Below are 23,624 nucleotides of genomic sequence, written 5' to 3'. Positions count from 1 at the left end.
CGCGATCCGGAAGGGCAGCATCGGCGTGGCAGTGTCCCGGCGGCGTCGTCACACCCCGTGCGCGCGTCCGCTGCGAGTGCCCCACAGGGGAACAGGGGAGAGGAGAGCGGAATGGCCGACGGAGCCGTGCAGCCGGTGGAGCGCCAACTGCCCACGGAGGAGGCCCGGGACCTGCTGGCGCTCGTCCGCGAGCTGGTCCAGCGGGAGATCGCCCCGCACGCGGCCGACGAGGAGGCCGCGGGTCGCTTCCCCCGCGAACTCTTCGCGCTGCTCTCGGAGTCGGGCCTGCTCGGACTCCCCTACGACTCCGCCTTCGGCGGCGGCGACCAGCCGTACGAGGTGTACCTCCAGGTCCTCGAAGAGCTCGCCGCGGCCCGTCTCACGGTCGGCCTCGGCGTCAGCGTGCACTCCCTCTCCTGCCACGCCCTGGCGGGCTACGGCACCAAGGAGCAGCGGGCCGAGCACCTCCCGCGGATGCTGGGCGGCAAGCTCCTCGGCGCCTACTGCCTGTCGGAGCCGTCCTCGGGCTCGGACGCCGCCTCGCTGCGCACCAAGGCGGTGCGCGACGGCGACGACTGGGTCCTCACCGGCACCAAGGCCTGGATCACGCACGGCGGCGTCGCCGACTTCTACACCGTGCTCGCCCGCACCGGCGGCGAGGGCGCCAAGGGCGTCACGGCCTTCCTGGTGCCGGGCGACGCGGAGGGGCTCTCCGCCGCCGCGCCGGAGAAGAAGATGGGCATGAGCGGCTCGCCCACGGCGCAGCTCCACTTCGACGGGGTCCGGGTGCCGGACGCCCGCCGTCTCGGCGACGAGGGCCAGGGCTTCGCGATCGCCCTGTCCGCGCTCGACTCGGGGCGGCTCGGGATCGCGGCGTGCGCGATCGGCGTGGCCCAGGCGGCGCTCGACGAGGCGCTCACGTACGCGACCGAGCGCCGGCAGTTCGGGCGGCCCATCGCCGACTTCCAGGGCCTGCGCTTCATGCTCGCCGACATGGCGACCCAGATCGAGGCGGGCCGGGCGCTGTACCTGGCGGCGGCCCGGCTGCGGGACGCGGGCAAGCCGTTCTCCAAGCAGGCCGCGATGGCCAAGCTCCTGTGCACCGACGCCGCGATGAAGGTCACCACGGACGCCGTGCAGGTCCTGGGCGGCTACGGCTACACCGCCGACTTCCCGGTCGAGCGCTATATGCGCGAGGCCAAGGTGCTCCAGATCGTCGAGGGCACCAACCAGATCCAGCGGATGGTCATCGCCCGCCACCTCGCGGGCCCCGACTCACGCTGACCCGGGCCGCAGCCCGAAGGAGCTCTGCGGGGCGGGGCTGATCAGCAGCCTGGGGTCCGGGCCGTGCGGGCGGGCGTCCCGCTCCGCGTCCGGCTCCGGGCCGGGATCCGGGGGCGCCGGCGGGACCTGCGGGCGCCGGGTCCGGCCGTAGGGGCCCTCGTGTCCGCCGCCGCGCAGCGGGTCGTCGGCGGCGCCACGCGTGCCGTACGGGGCGCCCCGTCCGGTCTCGTACCGCGTGGCAGCCAGGTCGTACGGGGAGTCGTAGGGCGTGTCCTGGGCGGTCCCGAAGTGGCCCGTGAACTGGCCGCTCGGCGCGGGCGGGGCCGCGAGGCGCACCCATTCGGGGTCGTGGCGCCCCGGCAGCGTCCGGCCGCGGTCGGCCCACTGGCGGAGCAGCGCGCGGTAGATCGGCGGATCCTGGGGCGGCACGGGCTGCGGAGGCGGCGGCTGGTGCTGCGGGGAGTAGCCGGATGGTGCGTACGAGGTCTGCGGGGAGTAGGAGGCCTGGGGGGAGTACGCCTGCTGCTGTGGGTAGGAGGACCGGTGAGGAACCGATTCTGCGGTGGCGGGCGGCGCCGCCAGGGTGCGGCGGTGCTGGCCTGCCGGAGCATGTGTGGGGGTCATGTCCGGCCAACGCGCGGCGCCGTGGCCAGGTCACCATCGGGTCGAATCGAGAGTGCGTTCAGGGTCCGTTGCCGCGCGGCGCACGCGTCGCACCGCACCAGCGCCGCCGTACGCGGCGGCACGCCGTCGCGGGCGCACGCGCCATGGACACCTCGCGCGCCCGCCACCCGGGTCGTCCGCGCCAGGTGCTGACACGTGTATGGCCCCCGCACGGCGTCTGACGTACCGTCAACTCCGGTCCGGGCGCACGCCACCCGGCCCCTCCGACCACCCTGTCCCCAGGGAGGCACCCCGTGCCGGACGACCGCCCCGTGCCCCTCGACGAGTACCCCGTCCACCAAGTGCCGCTGTCCATGAAGCACGTGGCCACCGGCGACCGCAACGCCTATGACCGGTGCATCTTCCACCTCTTCGACCACGAGGGCCGCGCCCTCCTGATCCTCGGCCTCGGCGTCTACCCGAACACGGGTGTCATCGACGCGTACGCCACCCTGCGCATCGGCGATACGCTGCACGCCGTACGCGCGTCCGACGCGCTCGGCGACGACCGTATGGACCTGTCCGTCGGACCCCTCCGCATCCTGGTCGAGGAGCCCCTGCGCAGGCTCCGCCTCACGTGCGCCGCCGACCCCGACGGCGCGGGCGCGCTCGCTTTCGACCTCATCTGGCACGCCGACTTCCCCGCGCTGTGGGAGCCGCACCACCTCCAGCGGCGCGGCGGCCGGCTCACCCTCGAAGGCCGCCGCTTCGTGCAGGCGGGCCACTGCGCCGGAACGATACGCCTCGGCGGCGACGAGATCCCGGTGACGGCGGGGGAGTGGACGGCGACCCGGGACCGCAGCTGGGGCGTGCGGCCCATCCCCGGCGAGGAGGGCGGCCGCCTCGCCGAGGAGTTCGCCACGGACGGCTTCCACTGGATCTGGTGCCCGGTGCGCTTCGACGACCGCTTCCTGATGGTCATCACCCAGGAGGACGCCGACGGCTACCGCACCCTCAACGACGCGACCCTGGTCCGCCCCGGCGGCCCCGACCGCCAGCTCGGCTGGCCCCGGGCCGACGTCACCTACCGCTCCGGCACCCGGCACCCCGAGTCCGCGGTCATCCACCTGACCGACCCGCTGACCCACAAGCCGGTGGAGCTCGGCGTCGAGGTCCTCACCTCGCTGCCGCTCGCCGTCGGCGCGGGGTACCCGCCCGCGGACGACTGGCAGCACGGCACCTGGCGCGGCCGCTCCTGGTGCGAGCGGCGCTCCTACGACCTGTCGGACCCCGCGGCCCACCCGCTCGCCGCGTACGGCGTCATCGACCACGCGGCCCGCTGCACCCTCGAAGGCCGGGTCGGGCACGGGATCTTCGAGCACGGCACGTTCGGCCGCCACGACCCGAGCGGCTTCACCGGCTTCGGCTCCGTCGCGCCCTGAGCGGCGCCGGGCCGCCCCCTGAGAGGAGCGCCGACATGGCCACGGCACCCCGGCCCCGCACCACCACGCGCGACCCCGAGGCGCTCGCCCGCCGCCTGACCGACTGGCTCGACGCGCGGCTGCCCGGCGCCAGGGCGGTCGACGTGACCGTGCCCGAGTCCAACGGCATGTCGAGCGAGACGCTCCTGTTCACCCTCGACCACCCCCGGCCGCCGGTGCGCGCCTGCGTGGCGCGGCTCGCGGCGGACCCGGCCGCGTACACGGTCTTCCCGGTGTACGACATGCCGCGCCAGTACCGGACCCTGCGGCTCGTGGCCGAGCACACCGACGTGCCGGTGCCGCGCGTGCTGTGGCTGGAGGAGGACCCGGGCCCGCTCGGCGCGCCGTTCTTCGTGATGGAGCGCGTCGCGGGCCGGGTGCCGCCGGACGTCATGCCGTACACGTACGAGGGCAACTGGCTGCACGCGGCGAGCGACGCCGAGCGCGCGCACCTGGAGGACGCCACGATCGGCGTCCTGGCCCGGCTGCACGACCAGGTCCCGGCGAAGGAGGCGGCCTTCCTCGCGCTGCCGGGCGACGGCGGCGCGCTGCGCCGCCACGTGGCGGCGCAGCGGGCGTACTACGCGTGGGTGGTGCGGGGGCTGCCCCGCTCGCCCCTCATCGAGAGCGCCTTCGCACGCCTCGAGGACCTGTGGCCCGCCGACCCCGGCGAGACGGTCCTCAACTGGGGCGACGCCCGCATCGGCAACATCGTCTACGAAGGCTTCGACCCGGCCGCCGTGCTCGACTGGGAGATGGCCTGCCTCGGGCCGCGCGAGGTCGACCTCGGCTGGACCGTGTACCTGCACCGGTTCTTCCAGGACCTGACGGCGGGATTCGGCCAGCGCGGACTGCCCGGCTTCCTGCGCCGCGACCGCGTCGAGGACCGCTATGCGGAGCTGACCGGCCACCGGCCGCGCGACATGGACTTCTACACGCTGTACGCGGCGCTGCGGCACGCCGTTGTCATGCTGCGCGTCGCTCACCGGCAGGTGCACTTCGGGGAGGCGGCGGTGCCGGACGACCCCGACACGCTGATCCTGCACCACGCGAGCCTCGCGGCGATGGTGCGCGGCGACTACTGGTGACGGGCCATCAGTTGCTGGTGACGGCCCGTCAGTGCTGACGGGCCGTCGCGAACCGGCCGGGCGCGGCGGCTCAGGCCGCGGCGCGGCGGACCTGCCGGGGCACCCGGATCGGGCGTGAGCCGGGCCCGCCGACGTGCGAGAACGGCTGCGTGCGCCAGTCCAGACCCTGCGGGAGCGTGAGGAGCAGGGCGGTGTCCTGCTCCTGGGGCTCGGGCGACTCGTCCGCGCACTCGGCCTCGGTCGCGAGGCGGCCCGTGCCCGCGCAGACGGTGAGCCCGAAGGGGTTCCACGGCGTGGGGCACAGGGCGTGCTCGGGCAGGACGTCCTCGTCCGCCAGGAGCGCGATGGGCTGCCCGCAGTCGGGGCAGGTCACGCGGTACATCTCCAGGGTGTCGTAGGCGTCGAACTCCTCGTCATCGGCGTCGGCGGGTTCGACGCCCTCCGGTGCGGGTTCGAGCAGTTCGACGATCTGCTGCTTGCGGCGCGCGGTACGACCGGGGCGCTTCAGGTTATGCATGGGAATCTCCCCCTCGGGTGGGCCGACAAGGCACTGCGGCCTCGACCACACGAAGCACTTCCCGCCCCGTCCTGGCGGTAATCGCGGCACTTCCGCGGACCCGCCCCCTGATGTGTGGCGTTCGTCACATGCCGGATGAAGATGCCGCTGTGCGCGGGGCGGCTCCCGAGGCGTGCGCAGGTATGCGGACGTGCGAGGGGTCATGCGGAGCGATCCCCTCCCGCGGCCCTTCCCGCCGACGCGTCCGTGGCACCCGGAGCCAGGGCCGCGGGCGCCCTGCTCGCGCCGCACCCACTCTCGCGCGGGCGGCGCCCGGGGCCCGCCCCGGTGCCCTTCGGGCGTCACTCAGGTATCGGCGAGGATCAAGGGCACTGTAGGTTCGGCGCATGGAGGAGCTGGACCGACAGATCGTGCAGCTGCTCGTCAAGGACGGGCGGATGAGCTACACCGACCTGGGCAAGGCCACGGGCCTGTCCACGTCTGCCGTGCACCAGCGGGTGCGCAGGCTGGAGCAGCGCGGGGTGATCCGCGGCTACGCCGCGGTCGTCGACCCCGAGGCCGTCGGGCTGCCGCTCACCGCCTTCATCGCGGTGAAGCCGTTCGACCCCAGCGCGCCCGACGACATCGCCGAACGCCTCGCCGGAGTGCCCGAGATCGAGGCCTGCCACAGCGTGGCGGGCGCGGAGAACTACCTCCTGAAGGTCCGGGTCGCGACCCCGCACGAGCTGGAGAACCTGCTCGCCAGGCTGCGCTCGCTCGCCGGGGTCTCCACCCACACGACGGTGGTCCTGTCCACGCCGTACGAGGCGCGGCCGCCGCGGATCTGAAGGCCCCCGCGGGCCCCGCGCGGCGCGCCGGTGCGGGCGCGCCACCCCGGCGGCACGCCGCCCTCGCGCAGGCGCGAGACTGTCCCCATGAGCGAGCGCACCACCCCCGAGAGCGGGCACCGCACCGTCCTGCTGCGCGGCGGAGAAGTCCACAGCCCCGCCGACCCCTTCGCGACCGCGATGGTCGTCGAGCGCGGCCATGTCGCCTGGGTCGGCTCCGAAGGCGCCGCCGACGCCTTCGCGGACGGCGTCGACGAGGTCGTCCACCTCGAAGGCGCCCTCGTCACCCCCGCGTTCACCGACGCCCATGTGCACACCACGGGCGCAGGCCTCGCGCTCACCGGCCTGGACCTCTCCGGGGCCGGGAGCCTGGCCGAAGCGCTCGTTCTCGTCCGCGAATATGCCGCCGCGCGCCCGGACGACCGGGTGCTGCTCGGCCACGGCTGGGACGCCGCCCGCTGGCCCGACGGCCGCCCGCCCGCGCGCGCGGAGCTCGACGAGGCCACCGGGGGCCGCCCGCTGTACCTGTCGCGCATCGACGTGCACTCCGCCGTCGTCACCACCGCCCTCCTCGACCTGGTGCCCGGCGTCGCCGACGCGGCCGGGTTCCGCGCCGACGCGCCGCTGACCGCCGACGCCCACCACGCGGTGCGCGAGGCCGCCCACGGGGCCGTCACGCCGCTCCAGCGCGCCGAGGCCCAGCGCGCCGCGCTCCGGCGCGCCGCGTCGCTCGGCATCGGCTCCGTCCACGAGTGCGCGGGCCCCACCATCTCCAGCGAGGACGACTTCACCGGCCTTCTGCGCCTCGCCGCGGAGGAGCCGGGGCCGCGCGTCGTCGGCTACTGGGGCGAGCTGGGCGCCACAGGCGTCGCCCGCGCGCGGGAGCTCGGCGCCCGGGGTGCCGCCGGTGACCTCTTCGTGGACGGCTCGCTCGGCTCGCACACGGCCTGGCTGCACGAGCCGTACGCGGACGCAGCGGCCACCGGCAATGCCTACCTGAGCGCCGCCGACGTCGCGGACCACGTCGTCGCCTGTGCCGAAGCGGGCCTCCAGGCGGGCTTCCACGCCATCGGGGACGCCGCCGTGACCGCCGTGACGGACGGCGTGCGCGCCGCAGCGGAGAAGGTCGGCCTCGCCCGCGTGCGCGCCGCCCGGCACCGCGTCGAGCACGCCGAGATGCTCACCCCGGAGACCATCGCCGCCTTCGCCGAGTTCGGCCTGACCGCCTCCGTGCAGCCCGCGTTCGACGCGCTGTGGGGCGGCGACGGCATGTACGCCCGGCGGCTTGGCGCCGAGCGCGCCCGCGCCCTCAATCCGTACGCGGCCCTGCTGCGCGCGGGTGTGCCGCTCGCCTTCGGCTCCGACAGCCCGGTCACGCCGCTCGACCCGTGGGGCACCGTCCGCGCCGCCGCCTTCCACCGCACCGCCGAGCAGCGGGTGTCCGTGCGCGCCGCCTTCACCGCCCACACGCGCGGCGGCTGGCGGGCCACAGGGCGCGACGACGCGGGCGTCCTGGTGCCCGGCGCCCCCGCCGACTACGCCGTGTGGCGCACCGGCGAACTCGTGGTCCAGGCCCCCGACGACCGCGTCGCCCGCTGGTCCACCGACCCGCGCTCCGGCACCCCGGGCCTGCCCGACCTGACGCCCGGCACCGAGCTGCCCGTCTGTCTGCGCACGGTGGTCGCAGGGGAGACGGTGTTCGTACGGCCGGGCGAGTGACGCCGGTGCGGCCGCGCGGCTCCGAACGGGGCCAGGCGGCGCGTCGCGCGCGGCGCGGTCTCTCGCCACTGACCTGCTGATCTACGGAAACCACGCAGGTCACACGGCTATTGACAGACGGCCGCCGTGCACGGGTAGTTTCGGCCGGGTCCACCACAGGACGTCCGACCGGTGTACCTGCGCGCAGTCGTCGAACGCCGCTGGGCCACGGGTGGTGCGCCGCACCGGCGCACCACCACAGGGAGCCAGGTCCAGCGCCCGCGACGCCCGGGCGCGGGAACGCGATCGCCGGGGCAAGGACGTCCCTCCCGCTCCCTGGTGAGCTCGGGGGAGGTGCGACCCGGGTGGGGCCCGGAAGCTCAGTAGACAACGGCTCTCGGTCGATCCGCAGCCAGCGGGTCCCAGGCCGGCCCGAAGGGCACCGGGCCCCGACCCGCAGGATCGCTTCCGCACGGGTACGAGAGCCCCAGGCCCGGGCCACTATGGTGGTCCCCTGCGTACGAACGAAGGGGCAGTAGTGAGCAACGGCGGCGGGATCAGCGAAGCGGCGGACGAGGGACGGCAGTTCGGCCCGCTCGGCCAGGCCTTGGTGATCATCCCGACCTACAACGAGGCGGAGAACATCCAGGCGATCGTGGGCCGGGTGCGCACCGCCGTGCCGCAGGCGCACGTGCTCGTCGCCGACGACAACAGCCCCGACGGCACCGGGAAGATCGCGGACGAGCTGGCGGGCGAGGACGACCACGTCCACGTGCTGCACCGCAAGGGCAAGGAAGGCCTCGGCGCCGCCTACCTCGCGGGGTTCTCCTGGGGCCTGGAGCACGGCTACGGCGTCCTGGTCGAGATGGACGCCGACGGCTCGCACCAGCCCGAGGAACTGCCGCGCCTGCTCACCGCCCTCAAGGGCGCCGACCTGGTGCTCGGCTCGCGCTGGGTGCCGGGCGGACGGGTCGTCAACTGGCCCAAGTCGCGCGAGTTCCTGTCCCGTGGCGGCAGCACGTACTCCCGGCTGCTCCTCGACGTGCCGATCCGCGACGTCACCGGCGGCTACCGCGCCTTCCGCAGCGAGACCCTGGCCGGGCTCGGCCTCGGCGACGTGGCGTCGCAGGGCTACTGCTTCCAGGTCGACCTGGCCCGGCGCGCCATCAAGGCGGGCTACCACGTCGTGGAGGTGCCCATCACCTTCGTGGAGCGGGAGCACGGCGACAGCAAGATGAGCCGCGACATCGTCGCCGAGGCGCTGTGGCGGGTCACCGCCTGGGGCGTGGGGGAGCGGGTCGGCAAGGCCCTGGGCCGCAAGCCGTCCGACCCCCGCTCTTGATCACCCCGCTTATCCCGGTCTGAGCCGGGGCCAGGCACACTGGGAGCATGACGACTGGCGCACCGCCTCCCCTCAAGCCCGCCCGGCCCCGGCGCTCCCGCGTCCTCAGGTTCCTGCCCCTCGGCCTCGTCGCCTGGCTGGTCCTGGAGATCTGGCTGCTCACCGTGGTGGCGGGCGCGTCGAGCGGCCTGACCGTGTTCCTGCTGCTCGTGGGCGGCCTGGTGCTCGGCTCCTTCGTCATCAAGCGGGCCGGCCGCCGCGCCTTCAAGAACCTGAGCGAGGCGCTGCAACAGCAGCAGCAGGGCGTGGCGCCCGCGCAGGACCAGGGCGGCGGCAGCGCCCTCACCATGCTCGGCGGGCTCCTGCTGATCATGCCCGGCCTGATCTCGGACGTCCTGGGCCTGTTGCTGCTCGTACCGCCGCTGCAGAAGGTCCTCAGCCGCAGCGCCGAGCGCGCCTTCGACCGCAAGCTCCGCGCGGCCGCGGCGGCCGCCCCCGGCAGCCTCGGCGACGCCTTCCAGCAGGCGCGGATGCACCACCCCGACGGCAAGGTCGTACAGGGCGAGGTGATCCGCGAGGACCAGCCCCCGGCCCGCCCGGGCGGCTATCCGGACGACCCCCAGCTCCCGCGCTAGCCGGGACCCCGCCCGGGGGGGGCGGCGACCTGCAAAGACGACGGACCTGCAAAGACGACGAGGGCCGGGCCCGCTGCAGAGCAGCGGGCCCGGCCCTCGTCGTTACTGTCGAACCGCCGTGCGCTTACGCGGACTTGCGGCTGTCACGCGGGTGCACCGCGATGTTCATCGCGCCGGACCTGAGGACCGCCAGGCGCTCCTCAAGGACCTCCTCGAGCTCTTCTCGAGTGCGGCGCTCCATGAGCATGTCCCAGTGCGTGCGCGCGGGCTTGCCCTTCTTCTCCTCCGGTCCGTCGCCGTCCACGAGAAGTGCCTGGGCCCCGCAGACCTTGCACTCCCACTCCGGCGGGATCTCCGCCTCGACCGAGAACGGCATCTCAAATCGATGTCCGTTCTGGCATGCGTACTCCACGGCCTGGCGCGGGGCCAGGTCGATACCGCGGTCGGTCTCGTAGCTGGTCACCACGAGGCGCGTGCCGCGAAGAGCTCGCTCACTCATGAATCGTGCCTCCCGGGCTTCTCGCCCACAGGACAGGTGTCGCTGTCGTCGTCATCCGGACAACGTCCGGTCGGCGGTAAAGATTCCCGTAGGGTCATGCGTCGCCGTCGTATGCCGCCCCTTGTTGTACCCACCGGCGCCCGGTTTGTCACATCTGACAGCAGATGTCACCCAGCGTTGCTGAAAACTCAGCACGCAGTAACGGTCCGCCTGGCAGGCCAAAGGCGTACACTACCGGCCTTCGCCTCTGGTTGCTAAATCAGGCCCGGAACCGGCTGGTCCGCGCCCTGCGCCACAGGTGATCACACCCAGGCGCCGCGCTCCTTGAGGACGTCGCGCAGTGTCTCTGTGTGATCCGTCATGATGCCGTCGACCCCGAGGTCGAGCAGCGCGTGCATGCGGGCCGCGTCGTTGATCGTCCACACGTGCACCTGGAGCCCGCGCGCGTGGGCGGTGCGCACGAAGCGGCGGTCGACCACCCGGACCCCCGACTGCGCCTCGGGCACCTGCGCGCACACCGCGGACGTCCGCGGGACGGCGGGGAGGCCCAGGGAGCGCAGCCGCAGCGCCAGGACGCCGCGCGTGCCGTACGACGTGGCCAGGCGCGGGCCCGCGAGGCGCTGGGCCCGGGCCACCCGCGCCTCGGAGAACGAGCCGACGCAGACCCGGTCCCACGCGGCGGCGCGCTCGATCAGGTCGAGCAGCGGCACCAGCGCGGGCTCGGCCTTCACGTCCACGTTCCAGCGCGCCTCCGGGAACGCCTCCAGGAGGTCTTCGAAGAGCGGTACCGGCTCCTGCCCCGCCACGCGCGCGTGGCGCACCTCGCGCCACGGCAGCGCCGCGATGCCGCCGGTCCCGTCCGTGACCCGGTCGAGCGTGGCGTCGTGGAACGCCACGAGCCGGCCGTCCGCCGTGGCGTGCACGTCGGTCTCCAGGTAGCGGTAGCCCTGGTCGACGGCGCGCCGGAACGCCGTCGCGGTGTTCTCCAGGCCGCCGGCCGCGCCCCCTCGGTGGGCGAAGGCGAGCGGCCCCGGATGGTCGAGGTACGGATGGCGTACGTGCGTGGTCACCGCCGCAGTATCGCCCGCTCCGATGGCCCGCCGGCGGCTACCACGCCCCTGGCGGGTGGCGCGGGCACGGCGAAGAGGCGCAGGAAGAACTGGGCGAGCGGCCCGATCGCCACGGCGTACACGACGGTGCCCACGCCGAGGGTGCCGCCGAGCGCGAAGCCCGTGACGACCACGGCCACCTCCACCAGCGTGCGCATCAGCCGGATCGAGCGGCCGGTGCGCTCGTGCAGGCCCGTCATCAGGCCGTCCCGGGGGCCGGGGCCGAACTTCGCCGCGATGTAGAGGCCGGTCGCCACGCCGTTGAGGACGATGCCCGCCGTCATCAGCGGGATCCGGATGCCGAGGCCGTGCGCGTCCGGGACGAGCGCGAGCATGCCGTCCATCGCCAGGCCCACGACGAAGACGTTCGACACCGTGCCGAGGCCCGGCCGCTGCCGCAGCGGGATCCACAGCAGCAGCACCGCGGCGCCCACGAAGATCGACACGACGCCGATGGACATCCCGGTCCGCTCGGCCAGGCCCTGGTGCAGCACGTTCCACGGCTCGAGACCGAGGCTCGAGCGCACGAGCAGCGCCGAACTCGCGCCGTACAGGACCAGGCCCGCGTACAGCTGGACGATCCGCCGGGTGAGGTGGCCGCCGCCCGGCAGCCTGGGCAGGGACCGGCCCCGGCGCTCCGGGGCCGGGGTGGACGGATCTGGATGCGCCCTGGACAAGGGATGCCCCCCGTGGTGGTAGTGGCCTGACTCATGACACTGTGTGGCTTGGCGCAAGGCGCCATCCATGGCCAATTCGATGAAGGTGGACTGGGATCATGGCTCAGTGGACATCGGCGGTGGGCGCGACTCAGCTCGCCCGGCTGCTCACCTCCCAGCAGGCGCGCCCCGCGGGCGCGGGCACCCGCCGCCCGCCCGCCTACCGCGCCCTCGCCGACGGCATCAGGCTCCTCGTCCTAGAGGGACGCGTTCCCGTGGCCGCCCGCCTGCCCGCCGAGCGGGAACTCGCGGTCGCGCTCTCCGTGAGCCGCACCACGGTCGCCGCCGCCTACGAGGCACTGCGCACGGAAGGGTTCCTGGAGTCCCGCAGGGGCGCGGGCAGCTGGACCGCGGTCCCGGCCGGAAACCCGCTCCCCGCGCGCGGGCTCGAACCCCTGCCGCCCGAAGCCGTCGGCTCCATGATCGATCTGGGCTGCGCGGCGCTGCCCGCCCCCGAGCCCTGGCTCACCCGCGCCGTGCAGGGCGCCCTGGAGGAGCTGCCGCCCTACGCCCACACCCACGGCGACTACCCGGCCGGACTGCCCGCCCTGCGCGCCATGCTCGCCGAGCGCTACACCGCGCGCGGGATCCCGACCATGCCGGAACAGATCATGGTCACCACCGGTGCCATGGGCGCCATCGACGCGATCTGCCACCTCTTCGCGGGCCGCGGTGAGCGCATCGCCGTCGAGTCGCCCTCGTACGCCAACATCCTCCAGTTGATGCGCGAGGCGGGCGCACGCCTGGTGCCCGTCGCGATGGCCGAGGGGCTGCGCGGCTGGGACCTGGACCGCTGGCGGCAGGTGCTGCGCGACGCCGCGCCGCGCCTCGCGTACGTCGTCGCGGACTTCCACAACCCGACCGGGGCCCTCGCCGACGAGGACCAGCGCCGCAAGCTCGTCGACGCGGCGCGCTCCGCGGGCACCGTCCTCGTCGTCGACGAGACCATGAGCGAACTGGCCCTCGACGACGTCGAGATGCCCCGCCCCGTCTGCGGCTTCGACCCCGCGGGCGCCACCGTCATCACCGTCGGCTCGGCCAGCAAGGCCTTCTGGGCGGGCATGCGCATCGGCTGGGTGCGGGCCGCGCCCGACGTGATCCGCAGCCTGGTGGCGGCGCGCGCCTACGCCGATCTGGGCACGCCCGTCCTGGAGCAGCTGGCCGTGAACTGGCTTTTGAGCACCGGCGGCTGGAGCGAGGCGGTGGACGTGCGCAGGGCCCAGGCCCGCGACAACCGCGACGCGCTGGTCGCCGCCGTGCGCCGGGAGCTGCCCGGCTGGGAGTTCGAGGTGCCGCGCGGCGGCCTGACCCTGTGGGTGCGCACCGGCGGCCTGTCCGGCTCACGCCTCGCCGAGGTCGGCGAACGCGTCGGCGTCCGGGTGCCGTCCGGGCCCCGCTTCGGTGTGGACGGCGCCTTCGAGGGCTATGTGCGGCTGCCGTTCACGGTCGGGGGAGCGGTCGCGGACGAGGCGGCGGTGCGGCTCGCGGCGGCGGCGCGCCTCGTGGAGACGGGGGCGGGCGGAGGGATGCAGGCGCCCCAGACGTTCGTGGCGTGAGGGCTCGCGGCGCGGGGCTCACGGCCTGAGGGCGGTGGGCCGCCGCCTTGTGCGCCACCGCCCACGCCCACCACCGCCCACGCCCGCCAGCGCCCCGCCCGCCACTGCCCCGTGCGCCTCAGCCCTCCGCGACGGCGGGTGCCGCCGTGAGGGTCGCGTCCGCGGGCGTCGTGCGCTCCGGCAGGAGCGCGAGGACGGCCTGCCGGTGCGCCTCGCTCGTCGCGTCGTCGTAGGGGTCCGGTGTCGCCGGGACCTGGAGGCGGTGCACCGGGCCCGTGCCGAGGCGGGCGTAGCCGCGGCCCGCCGGGACCTCCGCCGTGGGCGTCGTGTGCGGCGCCGCCCCGAGGATCTGCTCCAGCTGGTCGGGGGCGGCGGGGCCGAGCACCACGCGCGCGCGGGTGTGCTGGCGCACCGCGTCGCTGAGGGCGTCCATGGAGTCGAGCTGCTCGGCGACGACGACGGTGACGCCCGCCGCACGGCCGTGCCGCAGCGGCACCTGGAGCAGGGCCTGGGGGTCCCGGTGCCCGTCGGCAGCGGCCAGGTGGCCGAGCGTGCTCGGGCGGTCGAGGAGGATCCACAGCGGGCGCCTGATGTCGTCGGGCGGCTGCTGGCCCGCCTGCCGCGCGCGGTTGGCGGCGATCAGCCGCCGCTCCGTCTCGTGCGCCGCCCACTCCAGGCTCGCCAGGGCCCCGGCGAGCCCGCACTCGACGGCCAGGACGCCGTCGCGCCCGGCGAGGCACGCGTAGTCGCCGGTGCCGCTGCCGTCGACGACCACGACGTCGCCGTGCTGGAGGGCCTGCAGGGCGATCGAGCGGAGCAGGGTGGTCGCGCCGCTGCCGGGCTGGCCGACGGCCAGCAGGTGGGGCTCGGTCGAGCGGGGGCCGGTGCGCCACACGACGGGCGGTACGTCGCGCTGTGCGTCGCCGTCGGCCACGGGCAGCGTGCGCTGGACCGAGGTCGGGTCGGTGAAGCCGAGGACGGTCTCGCCGGGGGCGGTGACGAACCGCTGGGCGGCGATGTCGGTGGGCAGCGGCGGCAGCACGTCCACGGTGAGGGTGTTGCCCTCCTCGTCCCACTCGAAGTGGTACTCGCGGCCGCGGCCCGACTTGGCGTGCAGCAGCTGCTCGATCCGCGCGCGGGACTCGGCCTCGCCGTCCGTGAAGTACGCGGGGTAGCGCACCACGAGGTGGGACACGCGCCCGGTGTCGTCGAACTCGTGGGCGGGGAAGGCCTTCTCCCACTCGCCGCCGTGCGTGAACAGCGGGCTGGGGTCCTCCGGGACGGAGAAGTACGGCACCAGCGCTTCGTAGAGGGACTGCAGGCGCTGCACCTGCGCGTCGTCAGGGCCGGTGGGCGCGGGGACGGTGCGCTCGCGGCCCTTCCAGGCGGCCGCCGCCATCAGGCAGATGACGGCGAGCAGCGGTCCGTAGGGGATGAGGGCCACCACGAGGATCACCGAGGCCACGAGGAACAGCAGCGGCCCCCGCCGGTCCTTGGGGGTCGCGGACCACTTGCGCCGCCCGGCTCCGGCGAGGCGGCGCAGTCCTCGGGTGATGGTGATCAGCGGATGCAGGACGTCGGTGGCGCTGTCGGCGGCCGACCGGGCCAGCTCGCGGCTGCGCGCGATGTGCTCCCGGCTCCGGGCGATCTGGGCGGTGCCGGTGCTCAGGATGCGGGGGAGAGGGCGCCGGGCCACGTCGGTCTCCTCGAGGTGGTGGTGAGGGGCTCAGCCGTCAGAACTTGATCCCGCCGAGCAGGCTCGCGAGGCTCGCGCTGCCCGCCTGGATGCTCGGCGCGATGGCGGTGCCCGCGAGGAAGAAGCCGAAGAGGGCGCAGACCAGGGCGTGGGAGGCCTTGAGCCCGTCCTTGCGGAAGAAGAGGAAGACGATGATGCCGAGCAGCACGACTCCGGAGATGGACAGGACCATGAGAGTTCTCCTGATTGAGGGGGACAGTCACCATCAGTACTTCCAGGCTCACAGCATGTATCCATACGAGATGGGGTGCAAATGGGGGAAATTCCGGAAATTTCCCCTGAACGGCGGCGGGTCGCCGGGCTGTCCGGGGTGAGGGGCGGGCGGTCGGCCGCGCCCGCGGTGATCTTTGCCGCCGACGCGGTCGGTCATGTGCCGTGACGGGCAGTACCCTGTCGATTCACTCGTACGGCTGCACGGCTGCGCAGCCGGGAACCATCCGGGCCCCCGCACGCGCTGGGGCCGGGCTCACGCGCATCGCGAAAGGCGGGCACCACCATGGGCGAAGCCCTCGACCCCGAGGTCGTGGAGCTGGCGGGCAAGATCTTTGATCTGGCGCGCGCCGGCGACACCGACGCCCTCGCCGCGTACGTTGACGCGGGCGTTCCCGCGAACCTGACCAACGACAGCGGCGACTCGCTCCTCATGCTCGCCGCGTACCACGGTCACGCACCCGCGGTACGCGCTCTCGTCGAGCGCGGCGCGGACGTCGACCGCGCCAACGACCGGGGGCAGACGCCGCTCGCCGGTGCCGTCTTCAAGGGTGCGGACGACGTGGTCAGGGCGCTGGTCGACGGGGGCGCCGATCCGGCCGCGGGCACGCCGTCGGCGATTGACACCGCACGGATGTTCGACAAGGTCGAGCTGCTCACGCTGTTCGGGGCCGCCTGACCGGGGCACCCGACCCGGTGCGACGGGGGCGCCGGAAATGTGGTCGCGGCGGGTGTAACCGCTGGGTCATCATGACGACGTGATTCACGGACACGACGTCGGGGCAGGAGTTGCCGCAGCGCGTGGCCCGTGATCGGCCCGAACCCGGACCTGGTGTCCGGCATCCCCCCGGGCCACTGACGAAAGGCAGAGGAAAATGGTCTTCGACAAGCAAGAGACGGCGGGCGGCCCGACGTGTTGGCGCACGGCCAGGTAATGCGGATTCCCGGTTGCGTCGACGCTTGATGTGAGGCTGTTTCCCATGTTCGAACCGGTCATAGCGCCCAGCGGTACGCTGCTCGGCCTGTTGCAGAGGGGCCGCGGCGACGGCACGCTGCACGCGCTCACCGCACCACGGGCCGAGGCCCTTTCCGCCCTCAACCACTGCGTGCTCAGCGACCCGCGGCACGACTGGCAGGTGGAGAACCGCTCCCTGTACTACGCCCGCCTGTACCTGGACCTCGACGGCGACCTCGGCGCCATCGAGCGCCACCTCTTCGACCCCGAGGACACCCTGGTCACGGAGGACTCACGCACCGGCCTCGCGCTCTCGGTGCTCGGTCATCTGGCCTCGTACGACCGCCTGGACGCCCTCAGGATGCTGCGCCGGTACGCCGAGTACGGCAGCAACTGGGCCTGGGCCCTGGACGAGCTGGCCCTGCGCGACGACGACGCGGCCCTGCGCGCCCTCGCCGGGCCCGTGCTCGCCCGCTTCACCACCGACGCCGAGGGCGAGGCCGCCCTCACCGTCGCCGTCCGCGACGCCTTCGAACCACGGCCCTGGCGGCTGTGGGCCGAGGATCCGCGCCCGGAGATCGGCGCCCGGGTGCGCGCCGCCCAGGAGCGCGGCTCCTTCGACCGCTGGCAGCGGCAGCTGGAGCCGTCCGGACCGCGCCCCGGCTGGAGCGTCAAGGCCGTGCTCGACTGGGCCCAGGAAGGGTTCGAGCGCGGCGCCGCGCTGCACGCCCCGGCCGCCCGCTGCCTGAGCGCCGTCGCGGGACCCGAGGACCGTGCCGAGATCATCGCGGTGGCGCGGTACGGCGCGGACGGGGCGCGCGGCACTGCCCTGCGCTACCTCGCCGACGCGCACGACCCCGATGTGCTCGACCTCATCGAGGAGGCCGCGCAGAGCACGTCGTCCGTCGTCGTGGACGTCGCCGCCGAGACCTTCGAGCGGATGCGCTCCGTCGCCGCCGTGCAGCGGGCCCGGCAGTGGGCGGGCCGCCCGGACGTGCTCGGTGCCGCCGCCGGACGCGTCCTCGCCTGCCGCGGCGGCGCCGAGGACAGCCAGCTGGTGCTCGCCGCGCTGCGCGAGGCCGTGCGCGGCGCGGGCCCGGACGCGCCGACGCTGTGGCCGCTGGTCGACGGCGCGGGACGCCTCGGCATCTGCTGCGCGGCGCCCGTCCTGCGCCACGTCTACCGCGAGACCGCCTCTTCCCATCTCAGGGGCCGCGCCGCCCGCGCGCTCGCCGCCACCGACCCCTCCTTCGCCGCGGGCTTCGCCGTCGAGTGCCTCTGGGACTGCGAGGAGTCCACCCGCGAGGTCGCCGCGCGGCACGCGGAGACCGGCGACGCGCGTGTCGTCGCCCAGCTCAGAAGGCTCGCCACCGATCCCGCCGAGGAGGACGAGGTCCAGTCCGCGGTGCGGAACCGGATAGGACCTGACGCGCCCGCCGTGTGAGATTCCGGCGCGCGGCGGCGGGCCCGGACCCAGGGCGGAGCCGTGCGGCCCGGCGGGCCGTCGCCGCGCGCGGAGCGGAACGCTCATGGGACGTTCCTCGCCAGGAAAGATCCACGTTGACGTGGGCACGCCCCATCTGACGACAACACCGGTATGCGTGTCGTCATCGTCACCGAGTCCTTCCCGCCCGATGTCAACGGCGTGTCGCACTGCGCCCTGCAGACCGCGCGCCAGCTCGCCGCCCGCGGCCACGACCCCCTCGTCATCGCCCCGGCCGCCGTGCCGGGGGCCGAGCCCGACGGCCGCGCGCCGTGCCCCGTCATCCGCGTGCCCTCCCTGCCACTGCCCGGCTATCCGCAGGTCAGGGTGGCGCTGCCGAGCCGCCGACTGGCCGCGGCGCTGACCGCGCACCGGGCCGAACTCGTCCACCTCGCCAGCCCGTTCGTGCTCGGCGCCCGCGGCATGACCGCCGCGGCCCGCCAGGACATCCCCACCGTCGCCGTCTACCAGACCGACATCGGCGGCTACGCGCGCACGTACATGGGCAGGGGCGAGGCCACGGCGTGGCGGCGCATCCGGGGCGTGCACGCCGCCGCCGACCGCACCCTCGCGCCGTCCTCCGCCGCCCTCGCCGACCTGGCGGCCCACGGCGTGCCGCGGGTGCGTCTGTGGCCGCGCGGCGTGGACACGGACCGGTTCCGCCCGGCACTGCGCGACGAGGCGCTGCGGCGCGAGCTCGCCCCCGGTGGCGAACTCCTCGTCGGCTACGTGGGACGGCTCGCCCCGGAGAAGCACGTCGAGCTCCTGGCGCGGGTGTGCCGCCTCTCCGGGGTGCGCGTGGTCGTCGTGGGCGACGGGCCGAGCGAGGCGGCGCTGCGCACGGCGCTGCCCGGCGCGCGGCTGCTCGGGCGCCGCTCCGGCGGCGAACTCGCCCGGATCTTCGCCTCCTTGGACGTCTTCGTGCACACCGGGCCCCTGGAGACGTTCTGCCAGACGGTGCAGGAGGCCATGGCCAGCGGCGTTCCGGTGGTCGCGCCCGCCGTGGGCGGGCCGCTCGACCTGGTCGTCCCCGGCCGCACCGGGAGCCTCGTCGCGCCGGGCGACGCCGAGGCCGTGCGCGACGCCGTCTGGGCCATGGCCGCCGATCCCGGCCTGCGGGCGGCGTACGGCGCCGCCGGGCGCGCCGCGGTCGAGGGGCGGACCTGGGACGCCGTCGGGGACCAGCTCGTCGGGCACTACGAAGAGGTGCTCGCCGAGCGGACGGCGGTGGCGGCGTGATGCGGGGTGTACGGAGTACGGGCATGGCCCTCCGGGGCACTGGTGCGGACACCCGGGGTACCGGTACGGACACCCGGGGCACCGGTGCGGCTCCTCGGGATACCGGCACGGCCCCTCGGGGTACCCGTACGGCTCCTCAGGATGCTGGTACGGCCCTCGCGCGGCCCGAGGAGCCGTCCGCGTGGCCCGAGGAGCCGTCCGCGCGGCCCGAGGCGCCGTTCGCCGTGCGGCACACGGGCCCCTTGCGCATCGTGCGCCTCGCCAACTTCGTGACGCCGTCGTCGGGAGGCCTGCGCACCGCCCTGCACGAGCTGGGCCGCGGCTATCGGGCCGCCGGGCACGAGCCCGTTCTGATCGTCCCCGGGGAGCGCGCCTCGGTGGCCGACACCGAACAGGGCCTCGTCGTGACGGTGCCCGGGCCCGAGCTGCCCGGCACGGGCGGCTACCGCGTCCTCGCCGACCGGCGCCGGGTGACCCGCCTCCTGGAGCGCCTGGCCCCGGACCGCCTCGAAGTGTCCGACCGTACGACGCTCCGCTGGACCGGCGCGTGGGCGCGCCGCGCCCGGGTCCCCGCCGCGATGGTCTCCCACGAGGCCGCCGACGCCGTGATGCGCACGTGGGGACTGCCGCCGCGCCTGGCCCGGCGGACCGCCGACTCCCTGAACTCGCGTACCGCGCACGCCTACGCGCGCGTGGTGTGCACCACCGAGTGGGCCGAACGCGAATTCGTCCGCATAGGGGCGAGCAATGTCGTACGGGCACCCCTGGGGGTCGATCTACGGGACCGGCACCCGGGGCTGCGGGACGCGTGGCTGCGTGCCGCCCACGCGCGCGAGGGCGACGCGCTGCTCCTGCTGTGCTCACGGCTCTCGGTGGAGAAGCAGCCCGGAAGGGCGCTGGACGCCCTGGAGGAGCTGCGCGCGCGTGGCGTGCGCGCGGTGCTCGTCGTCGCCGGGGACGGGCCGCTGCGGCCCCGCCTCGAACAGCGGGCCGGGGAGCGGCGGTTGCCGGTGACCTTCCTGGGGCACGTCGCGGAGCGCGCCGCGCTCGGCGCGCTCCAGGCCACCGCCGACGTGTGCCTGGCACCGGGGCCGTGCGAGACGTTCGGGCTCGCGGCCCTGGAGGCGCTCGCGTGCGGCACCCCCGTGGTGGCCAGTGCCTCGTCCGCGCTGCCGGAGATCGTGGGCGGGGCGGGAGCGGTGGCGGCCGACACGGCGGACGCGTTCGCGGACGCGGTCCAGGCCGTGCTCGACCGGCCCGAGCGGGACCGCAGACAGGCCGCACGCGCGCGTGCCGAGGGTTTCGGGTGGGACACCGCGGTGACGGCGTTCCTGGCAGCGCATGACACGGGGGCGCAGCAGGCCCTCGGAGCCGTCGCACTGCCCGGGCACGGCGGTGGCGGATGAACGCGCTCACCTACGTGGCCCTGGGGGACTCGCTCACCGCGGGCGTGGGCGACCCTGTGGACGGCGCCTGGCGGGGCTGGGCAGCCTTGCTCGCTACCGGCATCGGGTCGCGTGAACGGCCCGTGGAGTTCCACAACCTGGCCGTGAACGGCGCCCGGACCTGGGACGTCCTGCACCGCCAGACGCCCGAGGCGCTGGCCCTGCGTCCCGGTCTGGTGTCCGTCGTCGTCGGTGTCAACGACACGCTGCGCCACACCTTCGACCTGCGTGCCGTGGCCGCGCGCCTCGACGAGGTCTACGGCGCGCTGGCCGGGAGCGGCGCCGCCCTGCTCACCGCCTGTCTGCCCGACCCCGGGGCGATGCTCGGGCTCCCCGGTGCCCTCGGCCGTCCGCTGGCCCGGCGGCAGCGGGCCGTGAACGCGGTCGTGCACGCCCTGTCGGAGCGCCACGGCGCGCTGCACCTGCACGCCGCGGGCGAGGAGTGGCTGGCCGACCGCACCCTGTGGAGCGCCGACCGGCTGCACCCGGGCGAGCGCGGCCACCGGGTGTTCGCCGCCCGCTGTCACGCCCTGCTCGCCGCCGCGGGACTGGCCGTCGGCCCTGCGCCCGGTGAGCAGCCGGAACTGCCGCCGCCCACCCGCTCGGCGAGCCTGTGGTGGCTGGCCACGGAGGGCACGGGATGGGTCGCCCGGCGCTGCACCGACCTGCTGCCCCAACTCCTCGCCCTGGCCGCGGCGGAGGTGCGCCACGGGCTGTGCGGCACCAGCGGCGGCCTGGACGCACGGGCCGCGCGCTCCGTCGCCGCGGCGCTCACGGGGCTGACGGGGTGCACAGGATTCACGGGGCTCACGGGGCTCACGGCGGCGGAGGGTCAGCCGGGGGGCGGCGTGAGTGCCCCCGTGACCACGAACCGCACCCGCGTCCCCGGCACCGCCTGCGCCGCCCCTGCCAGGTCGGCGGGCCGCACCACGCCCACCACCGGATAGCCGCCCGTGGTCGGGTGATCGGCGAGGAACACCACGGGCCTGCCGTCCGGCGGCACTTGGACCGCGCCGAGCACCATGCCCTCGCTGGGCAGCTCCCCGCTCACCGCCCGGTCCAGCGGCGGCCCCTCCGTGCGCAGGCCGATGCGGTTGCTCGCCGATGACACGCGGTACGCGCGCGTGGCGAGGGTCCGCAGCGCATCGGGCGTGAACCAGTCAGCACGGGGCCCGGCCGTCAGGCGCAGCACCAGCTCGCTCGGCGGCGCCGCGTGCGGAACGACGTCCACGCGCGCGTGCGCGGCTGTCGCGTCCCCCAGGGGCAGGACCGCACCGTTCGCGAGAGGCGGCGGCCCCAGGCCCGAGAGCAGGTCCGTGGAGCGGCTGCCGAGCACCGGCTCGACGGCCACGCCGCCGCTCAGCGCGAGATAGCCGCGCACTCCGGAGACGGCGGTTCCCACGTCGAGCAGCGCCCCGGCGGGCACTCGTACGGGCATCCCCCAGGGGACGGGCCTGCCGTCCACCGTCACCGGGCACGGCGCGCCGCCCACCGCGACGGTGACCGCACAGCGGGGCCGCACCGCGCAGCCGTTGAGGGTGGTCTCCAGGACGGCCGCTTCGGGAGGGTTGCCGACGAGACGGTTCACGAGCGCGGCGGCCGGCCGGTCGAGGGCGCCGGACCGCGGCACTCCGAGGTGGGCGTGCCCGGGCCGCCCCTCGTCCTGCACGGTGGTCAGCGCCCCGGACCGTACGACGGCGAAGGCCCGGTCGGTCATCGGGCCTCCGGGACGAAGCGGACCCGCACACCCGGTGTCAGGAGCGCGGCCGGTACGCGCGCGTGGTCCCACAGCACGGCCTCCGTGGTGCCGATCAGCTGCCAGCCGCCGGGCGAGGCACGCGGGTACACGCCCGTGTACGGTCCGGCGAGGCCCACGGAGCCCGCGGGCACCGTCGTGCGCGGCGTGGCCCTGCGCGGCACGTCGGGCAGCCCGCCGAGGCCCGTCAGATAGCCGAAGCCGGGGGCGAACCCGCAGAAGGCGACGCGGAACTCGGCCGCCGCGTGGATCCGCGGCACCTCCCGCACCGGCACCCCCCACAGGGCGGCCACGTCCGCCAGGTCGGGGCCGTCGTACCGCACGGGCAGTTCGAGTACGTCCTCCGCGCGCGGGGGCAGCGGCGGGATCTCCCAGGAGGGCAGACGGGCAGCGAGCCGCTCCGGGGCGTCCAGGCCGTCCAGAAGCACCGTACGGGCCGCCGGAACGATCTCCCGCACCGTGAGCTCACCGGCGGCCCGGCGGCGCAGCAGCTCGGCGTGCAGGGCCTCGGCCGCGCTCCCGTCGGCGAGCTCGACGAGCAGCGCCCGCTCGCCCATGGGCAGCACCTTCACGCGCGGCCGCGCAGGGGACACGCTCACGCGAACGCCTCCACCCGGACGCCCGCCGCCTCCAGGCGCGCGCGGACCTGCCGGGCGAGCCCCACCGCCCCCGGTGTATCGCCGTGCAGGCACAGGGAGCGGGCGCGGACCGGGATGCGCTGTCCGGTGTGCGCGGTCACGGTGCCGGACCGGGCGATGCCGACGGACCGCTCCACGACGGCGTCCGCATCGGCGATGACGGCCCCGTCGGTGCCGCGCGGCACCAGGGTGCCCTCGTCGGTGTACGCGCGGTCCGCGAACGCCTCGGTGACGACGGGGAGTCCCGCCTTGTCCGCCGCCTCCAGGAAGCGTGATCCGGGCAGGCCGAGCACCGGGAGGCGGTCGTCGGCGAGCAGCACCCCGTCCACGACGGCCGCCGCCTGCTCGATGTCGTGGACCACCCGGTTGTAGAGCGCGCCGTGCGGCTTCACGTACGCCACGCGCGCGCCCGCCGCCCGGGCGAACACCTCCAGGGCGCCGATCTGGTAGGCCACTTCGGCCGCGAGCTCCAGAGGCGGCACGTCCATCGCGCGCCGCCCGAAGCCCGCCAGGTCGCGGTACGAGACCTGGGCGCCGATCCGCACCCCCCGCTCGGCCGCCCGTTCGCACACGCGCCGCATGGTGGCCGCGTCGCCCGCGTGGAAGCCGCACGCCACGTTGGCGCTGGTGACCACGGACAGCAGCTCCTCGTCGTCGGTGAGCCGCCAGCGTCCGAAGCCTTCGCCCAGGTCGGCGTTGAGGTCGATCGAGGCCCAGGTCATGAACGTTCTCGCTCCTGTTCGTTGTCGCGTGCCCGCGCGCGCGTGGGCACCGTGCGTGCCGCTGC

Annotated in this window: 23 protein-coding genes; 13 read left to right on the top strand and 10 right to left on the bottom strand. The window is 75.1% G+C overall.

Annotated elements, in window-relative coordinates; translation table 11 throughout:
- Window positions 1–111: 111 nt before the first annotated feature.
- Window positions 112–1,284, top strand: coding sequence for an acyl-CoA dehydrogenase family protein (locus IG74_RS0112960; protein WP_030674695.1), 1,173 nt, complete (start codon window positions 112–114; stop codon window positions 1,282–1,284).
- Here IG74_RS0112960 and IG74_RS45825 read toward each other — a convergent pair.
- On the bottom strand, window positions 1,276–1,908 hold the full coding sequence (locus IG74_RS45825) for a hypothetical protein (protein WP_158857597.1): 633 nt from the start codon (window positions 1,906–1,908) through the stop codon (window positions 1,276–1,278). The two genes, IG74_RS0112960 and IG74_RS45825, sit on opposite strands and share 9 nt — an antisense overlap.
- Before the next feature lie 293 nt (window positions 1,909–2,201).
- Here IG74_RS45825 and IG74_RS0112950 point away from each other — a divergent pair, with 293 nt between their 5' ends.
- Both IG74_RS0112950 and IG74_RS0112945 read left to right on the top strand, forming a co-directional pair.
- On the top strand, window positions 2,202–3,329 hold the full coding sequence (locus tag IG74_RS0112950; RefSeq protein WP_030674689.1) for a hypothetical protein: 1,128 nt from the start codon (window positions 2,202–2,204) through the stop codon (window positions 3,327–3,329).
- A gap of 35 nt (window positions 3,330–3,364) precedes the next feature.
- Window positions 3,365–4,456, top strand: a complete 1,092-nt coding sequence (locus IG74_RS0112945; RefSeq protein WP_030674686.1) for a phosphotransferase family protein — start codon at window positions 3,365–3,367, stop codon at window positions 4,454–4,456.
- A gap of 70 nt (window positions 4,457–4,526) precedes the next feature.
- On the opposite strand, the gene IG74_RS0112940 is transcribed toward IG74_RS0112945, so the two are convergent.
- Window positions 4,527–4,973 carry a hypothetical protein gene (locus tag IG74_RS0112940; protein ID WP_030674683.1) on the bottom strand — a complete coding sequence of 149 codons (447 nt, stop codon included), beginning with the start codon at window positions 4,971–4,973 and terminating at the stop codon, window positions 4,527–4,529.
- A gap of 386 nt (window positions 4,974–5,359) precedes the next feature.
- On the opposite strand from IG74_RS0112940, the gene IG74_RS0112935 reads away from it, so the two are divergent.
- The 4 genes from IG74_RS0112935 (at window position 5,360) to fxsA (ending at window position 9,475) form a co-directional block, all read left to right on the top strand.
- Window positions 5,360–5,800, top strand: a complete 441-nt coding sequence (locus IG74_RS0112935) for an Lrp/AsnC family transcriptional regulator (protein ID WP_030674680.1) — start codon at window positions 5,360–5,362, stop codon at window positions 5,798–5,800.
- Between the two features lie 87 nt (window positions 5,801–5,887).
- On the top strand, window positions 5,888–7,519 hold the full coding sequence (locus tag IG74_RS0112930) for an amidohydrolase (RefSeq protein ID WP_030674678.1): 1,632 nt from the start codon (window positions 5,888–5,890) through the stop codon (window positions 7,517–7,519).
- A 517-nt stretch (window positions 7,520–8,036) separates the two neighbouring features.
- A complete protein-coding gene (locus IG74_RS0112925; RefSeq protein ID WP_030674675.1) occupies window positions 8,037–8,840 on the top strand; it encodes a polyprenol monophosphomannose synthase in 804 nt (267 codons plus the stop codon).
- 47 nt (window positions 8,841–8,887) lie between these two features.
- Window positions 8,888–9,475: an FxsA family membrane protein gene (gene fxsA / locus IG74_RS0112920; protein WP_030674672.1), complete on the top strand. Its 588-nt coding sequence runs from the start codon at window positions 8,888–8,890 to the stop codon at window positions 9,473–9,475.
- Window positions 9,476–9,599: 124 nt separating this feature from the next.
- On the opposite strand, the gene IG74_RS0112915 is transcribed toward fxsA, so the two are convergent.
- From IG74_RS0112915 to IG74_RS0112905, 3 genes are all read right to left on the bottom strand, one after another.
- A complete protein-coding gene (locus IG74_RS0112915) occupies window positions 9,600–9,974 on the bottom strand; it encodes an RNA polymerase-binding protein RbpA (RefSeq protein ID WP_030360404.1) in 375 nt (124 codons plus the stop codon).
- Window positions 9,975–10,276: 302 nt separating this feature from the next.
- Complete coding sequence (locus tag IG74_RS0112910) at window positions 10,277–11,044, bottom strand: glycerophosphodiester phosphodiesterase (RefSeq protein WP_030674669.1); 768 nt, start codon at window positions 11,042–11,044, stop codon at window positions 10,277–10,279.
- Window positions 11,041–11,760, bottom strand: a complete 720-nt coding sequence (locus IG74_RS0112905; protein ID WP_234334322.1) for a YczE/YyaS/YitT family protein — start codon at window positions 11,758–11,760, stop codon at window positions 11,041–11,043. Before IG74_RS0112905 ends, IG74_RS0112910 begins: the two co-directional genes overlap by 4 nt.
- A 98-nt stretch (window positions 11,761–11,858) precedes the next feature.
- On the opposite strand from IG74_RS0112905, the gene IG74_RS0112900 reads away from it, so the two are divergent.
- A complete protein-coding gene (locus IG74_RS0112900; protein WP_030674665.1) occupies window positions 11,859–13,355 on the top strand; it encodes a PLP-dependent aminotransferase family protein in 1,497 nt (498 codons plus the stop codon).
- 118 nt (window positions 13,356–13,473) lie between these two features.
- Here the strand turns inward: IG74_RS0112900 and IG74_RS0112895 are convergent, their stop codons facing one another.
- On the bottom strand, window positions 13,474–15,051 hold the full coding sequence (locus tag IG74_RS0112895) for a membrane protein (protein ID WP_030674663.1): 1,578 nt from the start codon (window positions 15,049–15,051) through the stop codon (window positions 13,474–13,476).
- Window positions 15,052–15,088: 37 nt separating this feature from the next.
- Window positions 15,089–15,283 carry a hypothetical protein gene (locus IG74_RS0112890; protein WP_030674661.1) on the bottom strand — a complete coding sequence of 65 codons (195 nt, stop codon included), beginning with the start codon at window positions 15,281–15,283 and terminating at the stop codon, window positions 15,089–15,091.
- A 324-nt stretch (window positions 15,284–15,607) separates the two neighbouring features.
- Between IG74_RS0112890 and IG74_RS0112885 the strand changes: the two genes are divergently transcribed.
- The 5 genes from IG74_RS0112885 (at window position 15,608) to IG74_RS0112865 (ending at window position 21,390) form a co-directional block, all read left to right on the top strand.
- The gene (locus tag IG74_RS0112885) at window positions 15,608–16,000 is read left to right on the top strand and encodes an ankyrin repeat domain-containing protein (RefSeq protein WP_030674659.1); all 393 of its coding nucleotides are present in this window, start codon (window positions 15,608–15,610) and stop codon (window positions 15,998–16,000) included.
- A gap of 301 nt (window positions 16,001–16,301) precedes the next feature.
- Complete coding sequence (locus IG74_RS0112880; RefSeq protein WP_030674657.1) at window positions 16,302–17,720, top strand: hypothetical protein; 1,419 nt, start codon at window positions 16,302–16,304, stop codon at window positions 17,718–17,720.
- Between the two features lie 153 nt (window positions 17,721–17,873).
- A complete protein-coding gene (locus IG74_RS0112875; protein ID WP_030674655.1) occupies window positions 17,874–18,998 on the top strand; it encodes a glycosyltransferase family 4 protein in 1,125 nt (374 codons plus the stop codon).
- A gap of 242 nt (window positions 18,999–19,240) precedes the next feature.
- On the top strand, window positions 19,241–20,404 hold the full coding sequence (locus IG74_RS0112870; RefSeq protein WP_420709882.1) for a glycosyltransferase: 1,164 nt from the start codon (window positions 19,241–19,243) through the stop codon (window positions 20,402–20,404).
- On the top strand, window positions 20,401–21,390 hold the full coding sequence (locus tag IG74_RS0112865; RefSeq protein WP_158857595.1) for an SGNH/GDSL hydrolase family protein: 990 nt from the start codon (window positions 20,401–20,403) through the stop codon (window positions 21,388–21,390). The genes IG74_RS0112870 and IG74_RS0112865 overlap by 4 nt, the downstream gene beginning before the upstream one ends.
- On the opposite strand, the gene IG74_RS0112860 is transcribed toward IG74_RS0112865, so the two are convergent.
- The 3 genes from IG74_RS0112860 to IG74_RS0112850 are packed head-to-tail and all read right to left on the bottom strand — an operon-like array spanning window position 21,276 to window position 23,559.
- Window positions 21,276–22,160 (bottom strand): biotin-dependent carboxyltransferase family protein, encoded by an 885-nt coding sequence (locus tag IG74_RS0112860; protein ID WP_030674647.1) that lies wholly within the window; start codon window positions 22,158–22,160, stop codon window positions 21,276–21,278. The genes IG74_RS0112865 and IG74_RS0112860 overlap by 115 nt on opposite strands.
- Entirely contained in the window at window positions 22,157–22,771 is a 615-nt protein-coding gene (locus IG74_RS0112855; RefSeq protein WP_030674644.1) for a 5-oxoprolinase subunit B family protein, read from the bottom strand. The genes IG74_RS0112860 and IG74_RS0112855 overlap by 4 nt, the downstream gene beginning before the upstream one ends.
- A gap of 23 nt (window positions 22,772–22,794) precedes the next feature.
- Window positions 22,795–23,559, bottom strand: a complete 765-nt coding sequence (locus IG74_RS0112850) for a LamB/YcsF family protein (protein ID WP_030674641.1) — start codon at window positions 23,557–23,559, stop codon at window positions 22,795–22,797.
- Window positions 23,560–23,624 lie beyond the last annotated feature (65 nt).

Origin of the sequence: Streptomyces sp. NRRL B-1347 (assembly GCF_000720325.1) — a bacterium.
Classification (GTDB): Bacteria; Actinomycetota; Actinomycetes; order Streptomycetales; family Streptomycetaceae; genus Streptomyces.
This window is presented reverse-complemented; position numbering and strand designations above follow the sequence as displayed.

Coding starts and splice junctions, on each gene's coding strand:
- IG74_RS0112960 (WP_030674695.1), top strand. CDS start 112: ATGGCCGACGGAGCCGTGCAGCCGGTGGAGCGCCAACTGCCCACGGAG.
- IG74_RS45825 (WP_158857597.1), bottom strand. CDS start 1,908: ATGACCCCCACACATGCTCCGGCAGGCCAGCACCGCCGCACCCTGGCG.
- IG74_RS0112945 (WP_030674686.1), top strand. CDS start 3,365: ATGGCCACGGCACCCCGGCCCCGCACCACCACGCGCGACCCCGAGGCG.
- IG74_RS0112940 (WP_030674683.1), bottom strand. CDS start 4,973: ATGCATAACCTGAAGCGCCCCGGTCGTACCGCGCGCCGCAAGCAGCAG.
- IG74_RS0112935 (WP_030674680.1), top strand. CDS start 5,360: ATGGAGGAGCTGGACCGACAGATCGTGCAGCTGCTCGTCAAGGACGGG.
- IG74_RS0112930 (WP_030674678.1), top strand. CDS start 5,888: ATGAGCGAGCGCACCACCCCCGAGAGCGGGCACCGCACCGTCCTGCTG.
- fxsA (WP_030674672.1), top strand. CDS start 8,888: ATGACGACTGGCGCACCGCCTCCCCTCAAGCCCGCCCGGCCCCGGCGC.
- IG74_RS0112915 (WP_030360404.1), bottom strand. CDS start 9,974: ATGAGTGAGCGAGCTCTTCGCGGCACGCGCCTCGTGGTGACCAGCTAC.
- IG74_RS0112900 (WP_030674665.1), top strand. CDS start 11,859: ATGGCTCAGTGGACATCGGCGGTGGGCGCGACTCAGCTCGCCCGGCTG.
- IG74_RS0112890 (WP_030674661.1), bottom strand. CDS start 15,283: ATGGTCCTGTCCATCTCCGGAGTCGTGCTGCTCGGCATCATCGTCTTC.
- IG74_RS0112885 (WP_030674659.1), top strand. CDS start 15,608: ATGGGCGAAGCCCTCGACCCCGAGGTCGTGGAGCTGGCGGGCAAGATC.
- IG74_RS0112880 (WP_030674657.1), top strand. CDS start 16,302: ATGTTCGAACCGGTCATAGCGCCCAGCGGTACGCTGCTCGGCCTGTTG.
- IG74_RS0112875 (WP_030674655.1), top strand. CDS start 17,874: ATGCGTGTCGTCATCGTCACCGAGTCCTTCCCGCCCGATGTCAACGGC.
- IG74_RS0112865 (WP_158857595.1), top strand. CDS start 20,401: ATGAACGCGCTCACCTACGTGGCCCTGGGGGACTCGCTCACCGCGGGC.
- IG74_RS0112860 (WP_030674647.1), bottom strand. CDS start 22,160: ATGACCGACCGGGCCTTCGCCGTCGTACGGTCCGGGGCGCTGACCACC.
- IG74_RS0112850 (WP_030674641.1), bottom strand. CDS start 23,559: ATGACCTGGGCCTCGATCGACCTCAACGCCGACCTGGGCGAAGGCTTC.